At 44.0% G+C, this 16,792-nt stretch carries 9 protein-coding genes; 2 read left to right on the top strand and 7 right to left on the bottom strand.

Annotated features, from left to right (window positions below):
• Nucleotides 1–206: 206 nt before the first annotated feature.
• Nucleotides 207–3,155: an FAD-binding and (Fe-S)-binding domain-containing protein gene (locus tag H1A14_RS16585; RefSeq protein WP_194777398.1), complete on the bottom strand. Its 2,949-nt coding sequence runs from the start codon at nucleotides 3,153–3,155 to the stop codon at nucleotides 207–209.
• A gap of 196 nt (nucleotides 3,156–3,351) precedes the next feature.
• Here H1A14_RS16585 and H1A14_RS16580 point away from each other — a divergent pair, with 196 nt between their 5' ends.
• Nucleotides 3,352–4,110, top strand: coding sequence for a YdcF family protein (locus H1A14_RS16580; protein ID WP_194777397.1), 759 nt, complete (start codon nucleotides 3,352–3,354; stop codon nucleotides 4,108–4,110).
• Nucleotides 4,111–4,168: 58 nt separating this feature from the next.
• On the opposite strand, the gene H1A14_RS16575 is transcribed toward H1A14_RS16580, so the two are convergent.
• The 3 genes from H1A14_RS16575 to H1A14_RS16565 all read right to left on the bottom strand — a co-directional run bounded on the left by H1A14_RS16575 (nucleotide 4,169) and on the right by H1A14_RS16565 (nucleotide 6,494).
• Nucleotides 4,169–4,633 carry a CBS domain-containing protein gene (locus tag H1A14_RS16575; protein WP_194777396.1) on the bottom strand — a complete coding sequence of 155 codons (465 nt, stop codon included), beginning with the start codon at nucleotides 4,631–4,633 and terminating at the stop codon, nucleotides 4,169–4,171.
• A gap of 120 nt (nucleotides 4,634–4,753) precedes the next feature.
• A complete protein-coding gene (locus H1A14_RS16570; protein ID WP_194777395.1) occupies nucleotides 4,754–5,512 on the bottom strand; it encodes a copper homeostasis protein CutC in 759 nt (252 codons plus the stop codon).
• A gap of 1 nt (nucleotide 5,513) precedes the next feature.
• Nucleotides 5,514–6,494: an isoaspartyl peptidase/L-asparaginase family protein gene (locus H1A14_RS16565; protein ID WP_194777426.1), complete on the bottom strand. Its 981-nt coding sequence runs from the start codon at nucleotides 6,492–6,494 to the stop codon at nucleotides 5,514–5,516.
• Nucleotides 6,495–6,643: 149 nt separating this feature from the next.
• Here H1A14_RS16565 and H1A14_RS16560 point away from each other — a divergent pair, with 149 nt between their 5' ends.
• The gene (locus tag H1A14_RS16560) at nucleotides 6,644–7,405 is read left to right on the top strand and encodes a creatininase family protein (protein WP_194777394.1); all 762 of its coding nucleotides are present in this window, start codon (nucleotides 6,644–6,646) and stop codon (nucleotides 7,403–7,405) included.
• Nucleotides 7,406–7,429: 24 nt separating this feature from the next.
• Here H1A14_RS16560 and H1A14_RS16555 read toward each other — a convergent pair whose 3' ends face one another.
• The 3 genes from H1A14_RS16555 to H1A14_RS16545 all read right to left on the bottom strand — a co-directional run bounded on the left by H1A14_RS16555 (nucleotide 7,430) and on the right by H1A14_RS16545 (nucleotide 16,115).
• Entirely contained in the window at nucleotides 7,430–10,996 is a 3,567-nt protein-coding gene (locus tag H1A14_RS16555; protein ID WP_194777393.1) for a VCBS repeat-containing protein, read from the bottom strand.
• Between the two features lie 149 nt (nucleotides 10,997–11,145).
• Nucleotides 11,146–12,882, bottom strand: a complete 1,737-nt coding sequence (locus H1A14_RS16550) for a RagB/SusD family nutrient uptake outer membrane protein (protein ID WP_194777392.1) — start codon at nucleotides 12,880–12,882, stop codon at nucleotides 11,146–11,148.
• A gap of 20 nt (nucleotides 12,883–12,902) precedes the next feature.
• Nucleotides 12,903–16,115 carry a SusC/RagA family TonB-linked outer membrane protein gene (locus tag H1A14_RS16545; protein ID WP_194777391.1) on the bottom strand — a complete coding sequence of 1,071 codons (3,213 nt, stop codon included), beginning with the start codon at nucleotides 16,113–16,115 and terminating at the stop codon, nucleotides 12,903–12,905.
• Nucleotides 16,116–16,792: the final 677 nt, after the last annotated feature.

Below are 16,792 nucleotides of genomic sequence, written 5' to 3'. Positions count from 1 at the left end.
TCGAAGATTAAATGCCACAAAGTCTCTAAGGCACTAAGGGATCTGGTTATTAAGTTATCCGGCTATCTTGACGGTCCGGGAGCCCAAAAAAGTTAACCCATAAAAATTAGTGCCCATTCATGCATTCGTGGCAAAAAAAACTCAAAAGTCAGGTTATTCAGCTGCTCAACCACAGTAGGTAGAAAACCTTCGAGGTCCCGAAGACCTCAAAGGTTGAGGGCTTCAAAGAGAATCTCGACTGGGTGCTTGGCTTTTTTTCCGGTACCGTCGGCGATTTGATGGCGACAGGAAGTGCCTGGTGCTGCTATCTGTGTGGCCGCATCTGAATCCCTTACCGCCGGAAACAAGACCATCTCACCAATTTGCATACTCAGGGCATAATGTTCAGCTTCATAACCGAATGAACCGGCCATACCACAACAGCCGGATGGAATGACCTCCACCTGATAATTTCTGGGAAGTTCCAGTAGCTTCTTGGTCCAGCTGAGTGAAGAAAGTGCTTTTTGATGACAATGGCCATGCAGTTTGATGGTCCGTTTGGCATTGGTAAAACTATTTGCTGAAATGTTGCCGGATGCAATTTCTCTACCGATAAACTCATCGATCAGGAGGGTATGAAACTTCAATTTTTTGGCTCCTTCTACAAATTCCTTTCTGACTAATCTAGGATATTCATCCCTGAAGCTCAATATCGCAGATGGCTCTATGCCCACCAAAGGAACATCCCCATCCACCAGATCCTGGAAAGCAACCACATTGGCTTCGGCATGCTTTCTAGCTTTTTCCAGCAAGCCTTTTGAAAGGGCTGACCGTCCGCTTTCTTCATGAGCGATTACTTTGATGTCATAGCCCAACTTTTTGAGCAATTTGATCGCAGGGATGCCGATATGGGTATCGTTGTGATTGGTGAATTCATCGATAAATAAATAAAAAGACTTGATTGCGGGGGATTTACCCGGTAGGGAAGCATAATTCCTTTTGTACCATTTCCTTAAACTTAATTTACTGACCTGAGGTAGGTTTCTTTTTGGGGCAACGCCCAAAACCGATTTCATCAGGCCGCCTGTTAGGCCATTTGATAGGGAAAAATTAGCTAATCCGGGCATAATAGAAGCCAAACCATTCAATTCATTGATATGGGCAAAAGCTTTTGAACGCAAAGGGATACCATGGGTTTTTTGATATTGGTAAAGGAATTCCGCTTTCATGGAAGCCATGTCCACATTGGATGGGCATTCGGAAGTGCAGCCTTTACAGGAAAGACAAAGGTCAAGCGCTTCTTTGATTTCAGGATGGTCAAAGGGATTGGACTGTTTGTCCAAGGTCAAAAATTCTCTGAGGGTATTGGCCCTGCCTCTTGTTGTTTCCTTTTCATTTCTTGTCGCCTGATAGCTGGGGCACATGGTTCCACCAGAACCCGGCAACTTCCTACAATCCCCGGAGCCATTGCATTTTTCAGCCAAACGGAGAAATCCTCCAACATGGCTGAAATCCATCAGCGTATGCTGCTCGGGAGTAACCATGTCAGGGGTATAGCGAAGCGAAGTATTCATTGGAGCGGTATCCACTATCTTCCCGGGATTAAAAATATTGTCCGGATCCCAGGTGTATTTAATCCTTCTAAAAAGCTGATAATTTTCCTCCCCAACCATCAATGGGATAAAAGGAGCCCTAACTCGACCGTCCCCATGTTCCCCGCTCAAAGACCCACGGTATTTTTTGACCAGTTTGGCTACATCAAGTGAAATATTGTAGAACTCCTCTTGATCAGCTTTCTTTTTGAGGTCCAGTATGGGTCTGAGGTGAATTTCTCCCGCACCCGCATGGGCATAGTGGACAGGTTCCTGCCCATAGGCAACCATCATTTGGTCAAATTCCTCAATGTAATCTGCCAAATCATCAATGTCAACGGCTGTATCTTCAATGCAGGCCACCGCTTTCCTGTCCCCCGGTATGTTGGCCAGCAAACCTAAACCTGCGCTTCTGAGGGCCCAGGCAGACTTGGTCAGATCTGGACCGATAACCGGATAGGCATAGCCTAAATCTGCCGCTTGAAGGTCTTCGATGAGTTTTTCCCCTTTGGCCCTTGCCTCCTCTTCTGTCTTGCCTGTAAATTCGATCATCAGCAAAGCCATAGGGTCTCCTTCTACGAAATACCGATTTTTACCGTATTCCAAGCTTTCCTTAGTACAATCCAAGATGATTTTATCCATCAGTTCCACCGCAGTGGCAGGATGTTTCATGGCCACTTGGGCCGCTTTCATGCTCTGGTTTATACTGGTAAAATGTGCTGCCACCACTATTTCGACAGGCTCAGGCAATGGATCGAGCTTGATTTTTACCTCTGTCGTAAATGCCAGCGTACCTTCCGAACCTGCCAGCAGTTGGCAAAAGTTGAAGGCCTCTCCACCTTCGGTAAATAGATTCGAGTCCAAAAGTGCATCTACAGCATATCCGGTATTCCTTCGGTGAATGGATTTTTTTGGGAAATGGTCTCTTATATTTTTTTGAATACCGGGCTGGGATAGGGTTTCCCTGACCTGCCTGTAGAGGGATCCTTCCAAGCCATCCATGACACATTTTTTCTCAAACTCAGTTATGGAAATCGGACCGAAAACCGCCTGACTTCCATCACTCAGCATCGTCTTTAGCTCCATTACTTTGTCCCGGGTGGTCCCATAGACGATGGAAGTGGTACCTGAAGAATTGTTACCCACCATACCACCGATCATGGCCCTGTTGGCGGTAGAGGTGATGGGGCTGAAAAATAGCCCGTGTGGTTTCAAAAAGCGGTTGAGCTCATCCCTGACCACCCCCGGCTGCACCCTTACCCATTTTTCTACGGCATTGAATTCCAATATTTCAGTGAAATGTTTGGAAACGTCCACTACAATCCCGTTGCCTACACATTGCCCTGCAAGGGAGGTACCTGCAGTTCGAGGGATCAATGAAGTTTTATGGGCCTTGGCAAATTGGATCAGCTTTTGAATGTCTGCTTCGGATTTGGGAAAAGCAACTGCCAAAGGGATTTCTCTGTAGACAGATGCATCGGTGGCGTAAAGGGTTTTGGTAAGGGTATCATACTTAAGCTCACCTTCCAAACGGGTGGCCAAATCCTCCAACATGGGGGACAAGTTTGGGTAATCTGATGTCATAGCTCAAAAATAAGGAATTGGCCAATAGCAAAAGAAAAATGATCAGAAAATAACCTTCAGAATAATATAAAATTGGCTGTTTTTTTACCTAAACTTCTAAAACCATTTCCCTCAGGAGATCAAAAAAATCAAAGCCATTTTTGGACCGCTAATTTCTGGAATTTTACAATTCTTGATTATCTTTCGGTAAAAAAACATGTTCTTTTATCTCTCCCAGCTTTTGGGTTTTCTAGTTATGCCATTTACCATTGCCATCCTTTTGACTTTGGTAGGTGTGATATGGAAAAACAGGAAGGTTCTTTGGTTGGGAATTATTCTCCTGCTGTTTTTTTCCAATCCGTTTATCGCCAATGAAAGCATGAGAATCTGGGAACCGGATTTTGTGGACTTTGATGACCTTCCGGATTATGAAATCGGAATCGTTCTCACAGGAGTGACCAACCTAAATAAAACCAGCCCAGACAGGACCTTTTTTAACAAAGGGGCGGACCGGGCTACCCATGCCCTTCAATTGTATAAGCTTGGTAAAATAAAAAAAATCCTCATTACAGGTGGGCAGGGATTCAACCCAACCAATGAGCAGACCGAAGCCCAACTGTTGGCTGATTTTATGGTCATGGCGGGAGTACCTATTGAAAATATTTTGATAGAAAATGAGGCGGTGAATACAAGAGAAAATGCTTCCTTTTCCAAAGATTTTTTAAAAAAAGAAAAGTTTGACCTAGATCAAACTTTTCTCTTGATCACCTCTGCATTTCACATGAAAAGAGCCAAAGCCTGCTTTGACAAAGTCGGTTTGAAAACCGATACTTTTCCGGTGGATTATTATGCCCATGACACTAAATTTGATCTTCCCTCACTATTATACCCTAATCCAAATGCCTTGTCTTTGTGGCACAAATTGGTTAAGGAATGGATGGGAATCCTGATTTACTTGACAGCAGGATATATCTAACAGGTATTATCCACTAAATTGTAAACTTGCTGAAACGAGAAAATCAAGCGCCATTATTTCAATGCCAGTTGGTGTCTTTTAGTTTTGGAAAAGCCCTTATGATATCGCTAAGGCTGATTTGCCCCACCAGTCTATCATCCCTCATCACAGGAAATCTCCGGATTTTAAGTTCCAGAAATTTGCCGGCCGCATCAAATAGGGTGACATCAGGTGAAAGGGTAATGACATCTTTGGTCATGTGTTCACTGACCTTTCCTGGGAACGCAGGCGTATTGGTGTATTTTCCTTTGATGATTTCCTTGAGGCAGTCAACTTCAGAAATGATACCGACCAATTTGTTGTTTCTATCCACAACGGGAGCACCTGATATTTTCTTTTGGGTGAGGACATGAAGGACGTGATCAATGGTGTCGTCCGGGAAGAAAGTGATCAAATTGGTACTCATGTGATCACTCACCAATATGGCTGGATCTACTTTGTGTTTGGGTTCAACAACTCTGACCCCTTGGAAACTTTTTACCATGGTTATTTTTGATTATTTGAGCCCAATAATATAATAAATATTAACGTCAACTCAAAACCTTAAATGCAAGCTAATGCATCTCATATTCAAAAATCAGCCTACAAACCACGATTAACCATATTAAATTCTTTCGTTTTTTTGATCCATTACAGCTCTGAAAGCAGCTACTTTGTCGGGGTCAATGGTGAGAATCTGCTTGTAGCTGTTGGGATCTGTGGAAAGTTTAAGGTCTTTGGGATAAAACCTATTCTTGGAGGGCCTAAACATTTTGCAGCTGGCATGTAATTCCTTAAGGTAGCCTGTGGACTCAAAATAAGGAACATGCTCAGGGGAAGTACCTCCTCCCGGCAAGATGACAATGCGGTCAGCAGCCCTGACCATCAATTTTTTGACCATTTCTTTTCCGGCCTCCACTGTGTTACTTCCACCAGAAGTCAAGACCCGCCGGAAACCACATTCTATGATGGCTTCCAAAGATTTTTCCAAAGAAGGGGTGGCATCGATGGCTCTATGAAAAGTACAGGGCAACCCATCTGTGAGCTGGATCAAATCTTCGCATGCCCCTATGTTGACTTTGCCATCAGCTTTCAATACTCCGAAAACAAACCCATCAGCCCCCAGTGTTTTGAGCATTTGAAGGTCGATTTTCATGATCTCCAATTCTTCATCGGAGTAAACAAAATCTCCCCCTCTAGGTCGGATCATGACAAATATCGGAATGCTAATTTTCTTTTTCAGATAAATCAAGGTTCCGATACTTGGGGTAGTTCCCCCTTCGCCGAAGTCAGCGCAAAGCTCAATGCGATCTACACCGAACTCGGCTGCTTTGATGGCTGCTTCTATGGTAAATACCGGGGCTTCAAGGAGCATTCGCATCATGTCAAAACTTGCTTTTTGCATCCAATAAATTCCCTCCTTTTTGGTGGTGACAGGCAAAATTGAATCCTGGTTGAACTGAATAGGCACCGTATGCCCCTTCTTTGTTGAAAGCCAAAAAACCGGCCTGAATGTCTGAAATATTTTTGTTTTTGGAGATAAGCCTTCTTACGGCCTCCTCACAGGCCTCCTGGGGTGTGCGACCCTGCCGCATCAATTCCACTATTAAAAAACTCCCATTGATCCTGATGATGGATTCTCCCAAGCCAGTGGCGGTAGCTGCTCCCACCTCATCATCTACATAGAGGCCTGCTCCGATGATCGGGCTGTCACCCACTCGGCCATGCATCTTGTAAGCCAAGCCGCTCGTGGTACAGGAGCCTGCCATTTTCCCATCCTCACCCAAAGCAATCATGCCAATGGTATCATGGTTTTCAATGTTGATGATGGGTTTGTATGTGGCTGTTTTTTTCCATTCCTGATACATCATTTCAGCTTTTGGACTTAGGGCTTCCTTTTCCATCGGAAAACCCTGAGCTATGGCAAATTGCCTGGCCCCTTCTCCTGCCAACAGCACATGTGGCGTTTCTTCCATAACCTTTCGTGCTAGAGAGATGGGATGCTTCACCTGCCTTACAAAGGCCACAGCCCCACAAGAACCGTCGCCCATCATGATAGAAGCATCCAAAGTGGGGATGCCCTCACGATCAGGCAAACCCTGTAAGCCTACCGATAGGTTATCCATATCCAGTTCCGTCACTTTCACCCCTTCTTCTACCGCATCCACCACATTACCTGACTCCTTAAGCACCTCCCAAGCCCGTTCATTTGCTGGCATGCCATGCTCCCAGGTAGATAGAATCAAAGGTTTATATGCATCCGAAGCCCCATTCGATTTGATCAGGCTTATGGCCTTACCTGAGAAAGGCAGGATTATAGCGGTGGACAAAATCGAATGTTTTAGAAATTTCCTCCTGTCCGGCATGGCTATCATGGTTTAAGATTTAAAGTAGAAAATTAGATAAAAAGCCCAAGAATAAATACTTTTAAAGGGAAAATTTATAAATTAATAGGTTAATAAATTGAAGTTTTCCTATTTTTTTTAAAAAGTACTGATAACCAAAATACAACTCGATGAGACCCTATCTTTTAAAAGAAAATAACTGGAAAAATCTCAAGTCCGCAGAAATCGAATTGGTGGTTTTGCCATGGGGTGCCACAGAAGCCCACAATTTCCATATGCCCTATGGCACAGATATTTACGAGGCTGATGCCATTGGAGAGGCAGCGGGAAAGCTGGCCTATGATGCTGGAGCCAAGGTGATGGTTTTACCCACCATACCTTTTGGAGTCAATACAGGGCAGGCTGATATTTTTCTGGACATCAACATGAATCCCAGTACCCAGATGGCCATCATCAGGGATATCCTGACAGTGCTGGACCGGCAAGGGATCCATAAATTCCTGATTCTCAACAGCCACGGAGGCAATGATTTCAAAACCATCTTAAGAGAACTGGGACTGCAATTTCCCAAAATGCTCCTCACTTCCTGTAATTGGTTTCAGGCCTTGGACAAATCCCTTTATTTTGAAGAAGAAGGAGACCATGCAGATGAAATGGAAAGCAGCCTGATCATGTACCTGCATCCCCATCTGGTTCTGCCACTGAAAGAGGCCGGTGAGGGTAAAGAAAAAAAATCCACAATTCCCGGACTGAGGGAAAAATGGGCCTGGGCAGAAAGACGCTGGTCTCAGGTGACTGAGGATACCGGTATCGGCAACCCTAAAAAAGCAAGTGCCGAGAAAGGAAAGAAATACTTTGAAGCCGTTAGCCAAAAAGTATCCCAATTGATGGTTGATCTTTGTAAGGCTAATTTGGGACGGTTGTATGAATGAACATCTTCAATCCCTTCCCTATCCTTATGGCCGACCCGTAAAAACACCTTTTCTACTTGATAAGGTCCCCCCGTCATACCCCACCATTTCAATTTCAGTCACCCCTTCCGGGATACGCACTTTTCTACTGGATTGGGAAAGAAAACCTGAACCGTGGTACAGCTCGACCTTTCTTTCATTTCCGTCTTCAAAGCGTATTCTGAGATAATGGGCCAGTTGATGGGGTTGAAAGTATTGTGCCTGATCCTGGTGCCCAATCCTTTGAAAGGGCTTTAAAGGGCCACGATTTTGGGTAGCCAAATACATTGGTTTACCCCCGGGGGATATCAACCGCACCAAAGCTTTGGCATCTCCAGGCACCAAAAACCCACTGTCAAAAGAACGGACCGGCTCAAAATTACCCTTCCCATCACCCAATAAAACCAATCCGGTAGCGGCATCATACCTGCCCGAAAATACCTCATTGCCATAATCATTGCCAATCAGAAGCACATCCAAATGCCCGTCTCCATCAACATCATCCACTACCATGCCATTGATCGGGGCAATTTGAGCAGCAATGGGCAAGGGATGGATTTTAAACTGCCCATTTCCTAAGTTTTCAAGGTAGCTGCTTTCCATGTAGTTGGCTGATAAAGTAAGTGCTCCCTCAAGGTCATCCCCTCGGAAGAAACCCTCCTCTGTAGACAAGGCATATTGTTTGTAACGGCTGAATTTTTTCCTGAATATGGGACTTTGTCCACTCAGGTCATCCCAATAATGCAGGGGAAAGGACTGATAAACGCCTTCATCATTTTTATAATGGGTGAACAATACCGCATCTATGCTGCCATTGTTGTCAAAATCCTTGGCGATCACTTTAAGAGGACGGTCTTCACTTGCATGGTAATAATTGTTGAGCCCGAGGTTCCCCACTACATAATCCACATCCCCATCCCCGTCAAAGTCCCCTGCCACTATGCTGTTCCACCAGCCAAATTTTCCCTTCAAACCCTCAGGAACCGTTTTTTCAATTTTCCTACCGGTATTTTTAAAAAACGTTACTTCCATAAACTCCCCCACCACCATCAAGTCAACGAGTCCATCACCATCAAAGTCCGTCCAGAGGGCATCTGTAACCATTCCTACCTGGCGAAGTTCAGGTGCCAATTCATCCGTCACATCCCTCAATTCCCCATTTTCATTCTTCAGGAGATAACTGTTTTCCGGATAGGGATATTGGGCGATTGGGGTTCTGCCTCCTACAAACAGGTCCAGAAAACCATCCCTGTCAAAGTCCGCTGCCCGAACGGTTGTTCCACTGCCTTTGATCCCGGTTAGCATGTTTTTGTCCTCTGTAAAGTTCCCTTGGCCATCATTGATGAACAGCTGATCCTGGTATTCCGGAGCATCCGGCAAAAACTCTATGCTGCCATTGACCACATACAGGTCGAGGTCACCATCATTGTCAAGGTCAAAAAGCAGCATGCCTTGATTTTCAGGATTGAAATTGACAGCTTCTGTAAACAAATCATGTTCTGAAAAACGACCATCCTCTTGTTGAAGATAGGCGACCATAGGCTCCTTGGCAGAACCACCTATGATAAAGTCTTCCAGACCATCCCCATTGAGGTCACCCACCGTAATGCCTGGCCCAAATTGTGTCAGTTTGTGAGGCAAGGTCCTTTGTACATTGAAATCTATTTTATCTTCTTCTACGTGGGTATAGTCAATTCCCAATGTTGAACCCAGGTCCTTCAGCAGTACATTTTGGGGCTTTTTCAGGAAAGGAAAAGGAAGTGGATCGGAAGTGGAAGTGATTGAGGCATCAAAGTCTACTTCCAGGACTTCATTGAGACGGGGATTTTTGATTTCCATCAAAGCCCCATTGGGCCAAAGGATCCTGAGCATCTCTACTTCCATTCCCTGCTCCACTCCAAAATGCACCAAAGGATCCACGGAAGACATGTAGCCCCTAGCCAATTGATGTTCGTGGAATTGAATGCTTCCATCAATGTGGTACATGGCGATTTTAGTCCCCAGTCCATAGGGGTTTTGAACAGGGCCGTTTAGCTTGATCCTTAAAAATTGTGTCTCCAACTCTTTTTTCGTCGGATGGTATAGGGTATTTTCAAATACAAAAGCCTCATCATTGATATTGTTGACCACATAATCGAGGTCGCCATCCCCATCGAGATCCACGAAAACTGCCCCATTGGAAAATGACGGGATGTTGAGTCCCCAAGTCTTACTTTGATCTGTAAAGGTCAAATCTCCATTGTTCTGGAATCCATAATTGGGAATTTTGACAATGGGTATGGAATCGAGCAGGATAGGCACACTGGCTACATTGCCCACATCCTGTCTGTAATTGGCAAAATCCTTGTCCGTGATGTCCCTGGGAAAGCCATTGGTGACCAAAAGGTCTTTCAATCCGTTGTTGTTCACGTCTACAAACAAAGGGGACCAGCTCCAATCAGTCTGGTAAACCCCAGCCATTTGGCCGATTTCACTGAAGGGGATCCCTGGTCCATTGTTCACTTGCAGCATGTTCCTGACATGCTGGTATTCAAAACCATACAACTCATTGTTGACATAGGTTTGGTACAGGTTTTTGGAGATGGTGGTTTTTTTTCTGTAGTTGGTTTCAGCCAACATGTCCAGCGTAATCAGGTCGAGACTGCCGTCATTGTTGAAGTCTCCGGCATCTACTCCCATAGAAAATAAACTTTGGTGACGGATCATTTCACCTATTTGGTTGGTAAATGTGCCATTCTGATTATTGATATAAAGCAGGTCGTTGGCCAGATAATCATTGCCTATGTAGATATCAGGCCAGCCATCCTCATTGAAATCTCCGATCGCAATTCCCAATCCAAAACCTTCAATGGTTATTCCTGCCTCCACCGTCACATCTGAAAAAGTCCCATCTCCATTGTTGTGGTACAATTTATCATTGTTGACAGCAGTACCATCCGTCACTTTTTCCCTGTAGGTACCCGGTACCGTGTTACTTTGCTCGTTGTTGAGCACATACAGATCCAAAAAACCATCTTTGTCATAATCAAAAAAAGCAGCGCCCATGCTGTTTCCCAATTCCGCAATACCGTAGCTTTCGGCCATTTCTTCAAATACAGGGTTGCCATCCTCATCAAGGCCCTGGTGGACAAACAATAAATTGGCCCTTCTGCCCTTCTCCTTATACATGGCGGCACAAACATAGATATCCGGCCAGCCATCCGCATTGATATCCACTATCGCCACCCCTGTACTCCAAGTATCCAAAGCTTCGATGCCAGCTGATTGGGACACATCCTTGAATGTAAGGTTTCCTTGGTTGAGGTATAATTTATTGCCTACCTGACTTCCCGTAAAAAAAAGATCTGGACTGCCATCTCCGTCAAAATCAGCCACGGCAACCCCGCCTCCATTGAAGATATATTCATCCGTTAAAATATTGAAAGAATCTGATTCGGTGATCCGGTTGTTGAAGGTAATCCCGGTGTGATCGGAATCAAGCAGCACAAACAGGGTGTCAGCCTTTTTTTGGCAAGAAAGCAAAAAGACAATTAGGACTAGTGGCCTACACAAAGTATATAGGTAATGCTTCATTGAATTGAGCTGGAAATTGGCTCGTGGGAAGAACCAACTTGGGTGAATATAGGAATTGCTGGACAAGTAATCAAATGTCCAAAAAAGAACCTAATAAAAAGGCTTCCTGAGGAAGCCTTTTTATTAGGTATTAATTATCTGGAAACCAATCAATATCCAGGATTTTGGGTCAAAGTTCCCCTGCTGATATCCAGTTGAATCAGCGGAATAGGGTAGACCTCTTTATTGGCATTGAAATTCGGCCCAGCATAAAGTTGGGTCCTGATGGCAGATTCAAATGTAATAAAGGCATTGATGGTTTCAGTGGCAATACCCCATCTGACCAAATCAAAAAACAAGTGTCCTTCCATACCCAATTCCAGCTTTCTTTCCATGCGCATGGCTACCCTTGCATTGGCTTGGCTGCTAAAGGCTGAATGACCTGCTGGGTAAGGCTCAATTCGGTAGTTGGCAGCAGGTGTACCGTTTGGCAAGGTCACCCATTCGCCGGTTTTAGCCCTGTCTCTCACTTGATTGATATAATTTCTCGCATTGTCAAGACTACCAACTTCAATTTCAATTTCAGCCGCCCAAAGCAAGACTTCCGCAAAACGGATGTACTGGTAATTGTTGGCTGTCCAGCCACTCGTCCAGTTACCCACCTCAGTCAGCGTACCTACCTGATCACTCCTAATCCCGTTTTTCTTCGGGGAAAAAGGTCCGGCATAATTTTGATCTCTGACCCAGCTTCTACCTACATGGATTCCCCAATCTAAATAAGGGATGCCCCTTCTACCCATGGTATGGTCTATTCTTGGATCCAATAAGCCTGCATCAGGGGTAAAAGGGTCTGTTGAAGCCAATCCATCATCATTTCTGACCTGATTGGCCGGTAAGTTATAAGAACCATCCAATAATGGGAGTCCATCTGCTCCAACCCGGAAGGAATTGACAAACTCATGGGTAGGCTGGTGAAAGCCACAGCATCCTACCGGAGCGGAAGCGCCATGGGTGAAGTTCAATACTTCTCCATAACCAGCATTCCATCCCTGTGAACCGTCGTTGACGGAATACTGCCAGGCAAAAACAGATTCAGCTGCATTCCCAAAATCCGCATCAAATGCATCCCCATAATTGGGCAACATGGCAAAGGCTACCCCATTGGGCTTTCTGCCATTGGCAATAATGGCTTCCACTATAGGTTTTGCTTCTGTCCATTTTTGCTGATACATCAGGGCCTTGGCCAACATCGCTCCAGCTACCCACTTGTTGATTCGACCTACCTCGCCCATGGTTTCAGGTAAGTTATCATAGGCAAATCTCAGATCTGCTTCTATATCCGGCCAGATTTCTCTATCATTGGGCACATAGAAGTCCGTGGTTTCCTCATCGAGATAAGGCACCCTTCCAAATACCCTTCTTGCTTCAAAATGGTAGTGGCCTCTTAAGGCTGTTGCTTCTCCTCTGATCCTGTTGATCACATTGGGATCTCCATCCGGAATATTAGGCAGAACCCGAAGAGTAGCATTTGCCCTGGAAATACCGTCATATAAAATCCTCCATTTGGCATTGAAATAAGGATTGGCAGCATCTGCATTATAACTTTGAATGGGGTTAATGGCAGGCTGATCCCCGGCATCTGATCCTTTATTGGCATCTCCGCCGGCGATACTTCCAAATACCCAATTGGAACCTGCACCTTCCCATCCGGTAACCGCTGCGGAAGTTCCATCAATATTGGAATAGGCCCCAATCAACAAGGTTTCAGCACCACCGACTGTTGTCAACACATTTTCATCAAGTGCTCCGACTGGATTCACCCGCAGAAAATCCTCTTTACAAGCAAAGAGTGCAATGCCCATCAAGGCAATGACCCATGCTGATTTAAATTTTATTGTACTTTTCATATAACTAATTAGTTTAGTTCTTAAAATCCGATATTTACTCCAAAGATGAATTGCTTCACAGGTGGATAATTCCCATAATCAATTCCCAAAGAAAGATCAAAAGTGGAATTATCTCCAACACCCTGTAATTCCGGATCCAATCCTGAATAGCCCGTTATTGTGAATAGGTTAACAGCCTGAACATACACCCTCAATCTGCTCAATCCCAATTTTTCAACTGCCTGAGGTGTTAAGGTATAACCCAGTTGCATTTGTCTTGCTCTCAAATAGGACCCATCCTCTATGTAATAGGAAGTAGATTGCGTATTGGTACTGAAATTACTGACATTTTCAGCAATTGGCGTCGTGGCATTGGGTCTGGATGGCAACCAACTGTTATTGAGTGCATCTATGCTTTTTCCACCTTGGAAAGAAGGCCAGAAATCCGTCCACCATTTGGTATAATTATAAATATCATTACCCACTGAGGCAAACAGGAAGGTACTGAAATCCCAGTTCTTATAACCAAAAGAAAGGTTTAAACCGGCAGTGAAATCCGGAATAGGACTTCCCAAAATCACCCTGTCAGCAGGACTGATATCGCCGTCTCCATTCGCATCCACATATCGGAACCTGCCTGGGGCAGCATCTTCCTGCGTGGCTGCGCCATTGATTTCTTCCTGTGATTGAAAAAGCCCCTGTACCTGATAGCCAAAGAAGGATCCCACAGACTCCCCTATTCTATTGATGGTAAGCGTACCAAAACGGGAACCTCCTCCTCGGAAAAATTCATTTTGTCCTTCTGCAATTTCCAGAATTTCATTGTTGAATGTAGTAAAGGTCAAGTTTCCTTCAAACCTCCAATCCCTTGCAAACTGAGTCCTGTAAATCACCTGTGCATCTACCCCTGTATTTCTCATCCTGGCAATGTTGACAAATGGCACAGCAGCAGCACCTGCAGTTCCTGGCAATGGAGGATCAAAGAGTAAATCTACATTTTCTCTATTATACCAATCCAGGAAAAATTCGAATTTACCATCCCAGAAAGCTCCATCCAAACCAATATTGGTATTGACTGATCTTTCCCATCTTGCATCAGGGTTACCGATCCGGGTTGGCCTGAAACCTTGAGCAGAACTGGTATTGGTCCCTGCTATGTCATAAAAAGAGGCATTTTGCGCACCTGCAAAAAGAAAAAACTGATTTTGTGGGGAAAGTGCCTGCTGATTTCCCATGGTACCATATCCCCCTCTTAATTTCAGATCTGTAATGAAACTGGAGCCTGCCAGAAAATTCTCTCCAGATAACCTCCAACCTGCTGTAACAGATGGGAAAACACCGAATTGATCCCTGAACCGGGAAGAACCATCTCTTCTGACCGTAGCACTTAGGAAATACCTGTCATCATAGCCATAATCCGCTCTTAAAAACTGAGATACCAAGGTGGTGGGGGTATTGGCTCCTGAAGTAGCCTGAATGATACTTGCACCATTCGCTAGCGTCCAGAAATTTGGATCAAGGGAAAAATAGTTTCCTCTAATTCCAAGATTATTTCTTCCCATGTCAAACTTTAAAGACTCATATCCTCCTACAGCAGTTATTCGGTGCTTGTCAAATTGCTTCTGATAAGTCAAGGTATTGGTCCATATCCAATCAGAATTGAAAAAACCGCCTTCATTAAGCGAATTAGTAGCTACGTTTTCTGACCTTTCATAAGTCTGATAATTGAAATTGTAGAAATAGCCATTTTGCAAAGAACCACCCATACTGGTCCTGAAAGTAAGGTCAGGGGTTAGATCAGCCTCTAAATAAACGTTACCCAATATTCTGGTATCAAAGGCGTCATTGTCTCTGGTTCGCTCCTGATTGGCTACCGGGTTTTGACCATTTCCTGTTGTTTCCGCTCGAGTACCGGCATAATTCCCCATAATATCCCTTACTGGAATAATAGGCTGTATCCGGTAGACCATGGAAATCGCATTGCCTTCACTTTGGTTGCCTCCAGTGATTCCCCGGTTTTGTCGGTAACTGACCTGCAGGTTCTCCCCTACTCTTACTCTTTTTGCTTTTCCCACATCAAACTCTGAGTTTAAACGGACAGAATATCTTTTGGAAAAAGTTTCGAGTATAATCCCCTGTTGCTCAAAGTAGTTCAATCCTGCAAGGAATCGGGAATTTTCACCCCCACCTGCAAAAGTAAAATCATGGTTTTGAATCGGTGCCTGACGGGTTACTTCATCAAACCAATTGGTACCCACTTGGTTTGCCCTTACAATTTGATTGGTAGCACCTAAGTTATTTAAATCCAGGAAGTAATTGTCTGGATTAACCCGGGGATCTCCTTCCATGGCACCTGCCGGAACAATATAGTCGGGAATCCTTGGTCCCGGACCTCCACGGGTCCATGTCCCGTATTGAGCATGGTTCTCTGTATCAGATGGACCATTGGCAAATACCAACCATTGAAGGTCTGCCATGCCTTGGGTATCCAAAAGATTGGTAAAGCCTCTTCCGGGATCCTGAACCCCATAAAATCCATTGTAATCAATCCTTACTGCTCCTTTTTGACCTTTTTTCGTAGTCACCAGAATTACCCCATTGGCAGCCCTCGATCCATAAATGGAAGCAGCACCTGCATCTTTCAATACCGTGATGTTTTCAACATCATTGGGATTCAGGGTAGAGATATCAAAGGTCTGTACTCCATCCACTACATAAAGGGGTGCATTGTTACTAAATGATCCAAAACCCCTGATCCTGACTTGGGAACCCTGTCCAGGCTGACCTGAACTGACCACATTCACCCCTGCCAACCGGCCTTGAAGCTGATTTTCTACTGTCGCGGAAGGTACCGCCATTAGATCTTCTGACTTGACTGTCGCTACTGCACCGGTAATGTCCTTTCTCTCCTGCACGGCATAACCAGTGACCACCATTTCGGATAGGGTCTGAACATCCGGATTCATAGCCACACTGACTATGGTCCGGTTTCCCACGACTTCTTCTTTATTGAGATAGCCAACAAAGGAGAAGACCAATATGCTTTCATTGCTGGGTACATTGAGGGAATAATTGCCTTCAATGTCAGTTGCGGTACCGGTAGTGGTACCTTTCAACAATACCGTAACGCCAGGCAGGCCTTCACCGAATTCATCGGTAATCTGGCCGGTTACGGTTCTCTGTGCCAAAACCATGGCACTGGAAAACAGCAAGAGTACTAAAAGCACACTTAGCTTTTTGTAAAATTCTTTCATAGAACTCTGATTAAATTGGGTATTTGTTTGATTTTAAACAGGCTTCAAACACAATGCAAACGATTGAAACCATTTTCTAAGAAAAAAGCCCTTAGGCTTACCGATCACAATACTATTCATCAATAGGTTTTTTTAGTTTTTCTTTACATAGTGCTATTTTTTAAGGTTTGACATTTTGTTTTTAATTTTTCACTATAAAAAAATCATACAATTGACACAAAATTAAATTTTGACTATCAATTATTTTTAAGTGTAAATTATACATTTATTGAGGGTTTTTTCAATAACGTTTTGTCAAAAACAATTATACAAAAATTTTTCCTCTAATACCTAATCTAAAAACAATAAATAATGCACAAATACCTTTTTCTAAAAAATTAAGGAAGATCAATCCTTTGAACAAAAAATTAAATTTTGTAAATAAAGTCAATTCCATCCATTGTCCACACGCAATTTCTGTAGAAGAATGTTCAATTTGAATGCAAGAAAAAAACCGAAATGAAAAAATTCATTTTCTGATGTTAAATCGGTAAACTACCAGTTTACCTTTAAACGGCCAAAAAATAAAATATTGGGGACTTTATGGAGTAATATCCCAATATCTTAACATCCACCCAGTATTTATCAATATCGCCTTCAGGCAGATTCTATAATATTGGGCGCAAATTTCCATAAAT

The organism is Pararhodonellum marinum (assembly GCF_015354735.1).
In the GTDB taxonomy this organism is placed as follows: Bacteria; Bacteroidota; Bacteroidia; order Cytophagales; family Cyclobacteriaceae; genus Pararhodonellum; species Pararhodonellum marinum.
Note: the sequence above shows the minus strand (reverse complement) of the source record. Positions and strands in the feature narration are given on the sequence as shown.

Bases quoted from the DNA above. Each gene is read 5' to 3' on its own strand.
- H1A14_RS16545 (WP_194777391.1), bottom strand. From the start codon at position 16,115: ATGAAAGAATTTTACAAAAAGCTAAGTGTGCTTTTAGTACTCTTGCTG.
- H1A14_RS16565 (WP_194777426.1), bottom strand. From the start codon at position 6,494: ATGCCGGACAGGAGGAAATTTCTAAAACATTCGATTTTGTCCACCGCT.
- H1A14_RS16560 (WP_194777394.1), top strand. From the start codon at position 6,644: ATGAGACCCTATCTTTTAAAAGAAAATAACTGGAAAAATCTCAAGTCC.
- H1A14_RS16585 (WP_194777398.1), bottom strand. From the start codon at position 3,155: ATGACATCAGATTACCCAAACTTGTCCCCCATGTTGGAGGATTTGGCC.
- H1A14_RS16575 (WP_194777396.1), bottom strand. From the start codon at position 4,633: ATGGTAAAAAGTTTCCAAGGGGTCAGAGTTGTTGAACCCAAACACAAA.
- H1A14_RS16550 (WP_194777392.1), bottom strand. From the start codon at position 12,882: ATGAAAAGTACAATAAAATTTAAATCAGCATGGGTCATTGCCTTGATG.
- H1A14_RS16580 (WP_194777397.1), top strand. From the start codon at position 3,352: ATGTTCTTTTATCTCTCCCAGCTTTTGGGTTTTCTAGTTATGCCATTT.
- H1A14_RS16555 (WP_194777393.1), bottom strand. From the start codon at position 10,996: ATGAAGCATTACCTATATACTTTGTGTAGGCCACTAGTCCTAATTGTC.
- H1A14_RS16570 (WP_194777395.1), bottom strand. From the start codon at position 5,512: ATGATGCGAATGCTCCTTGAAGCCCCGGTATTTACCATAGAAGCAGCC.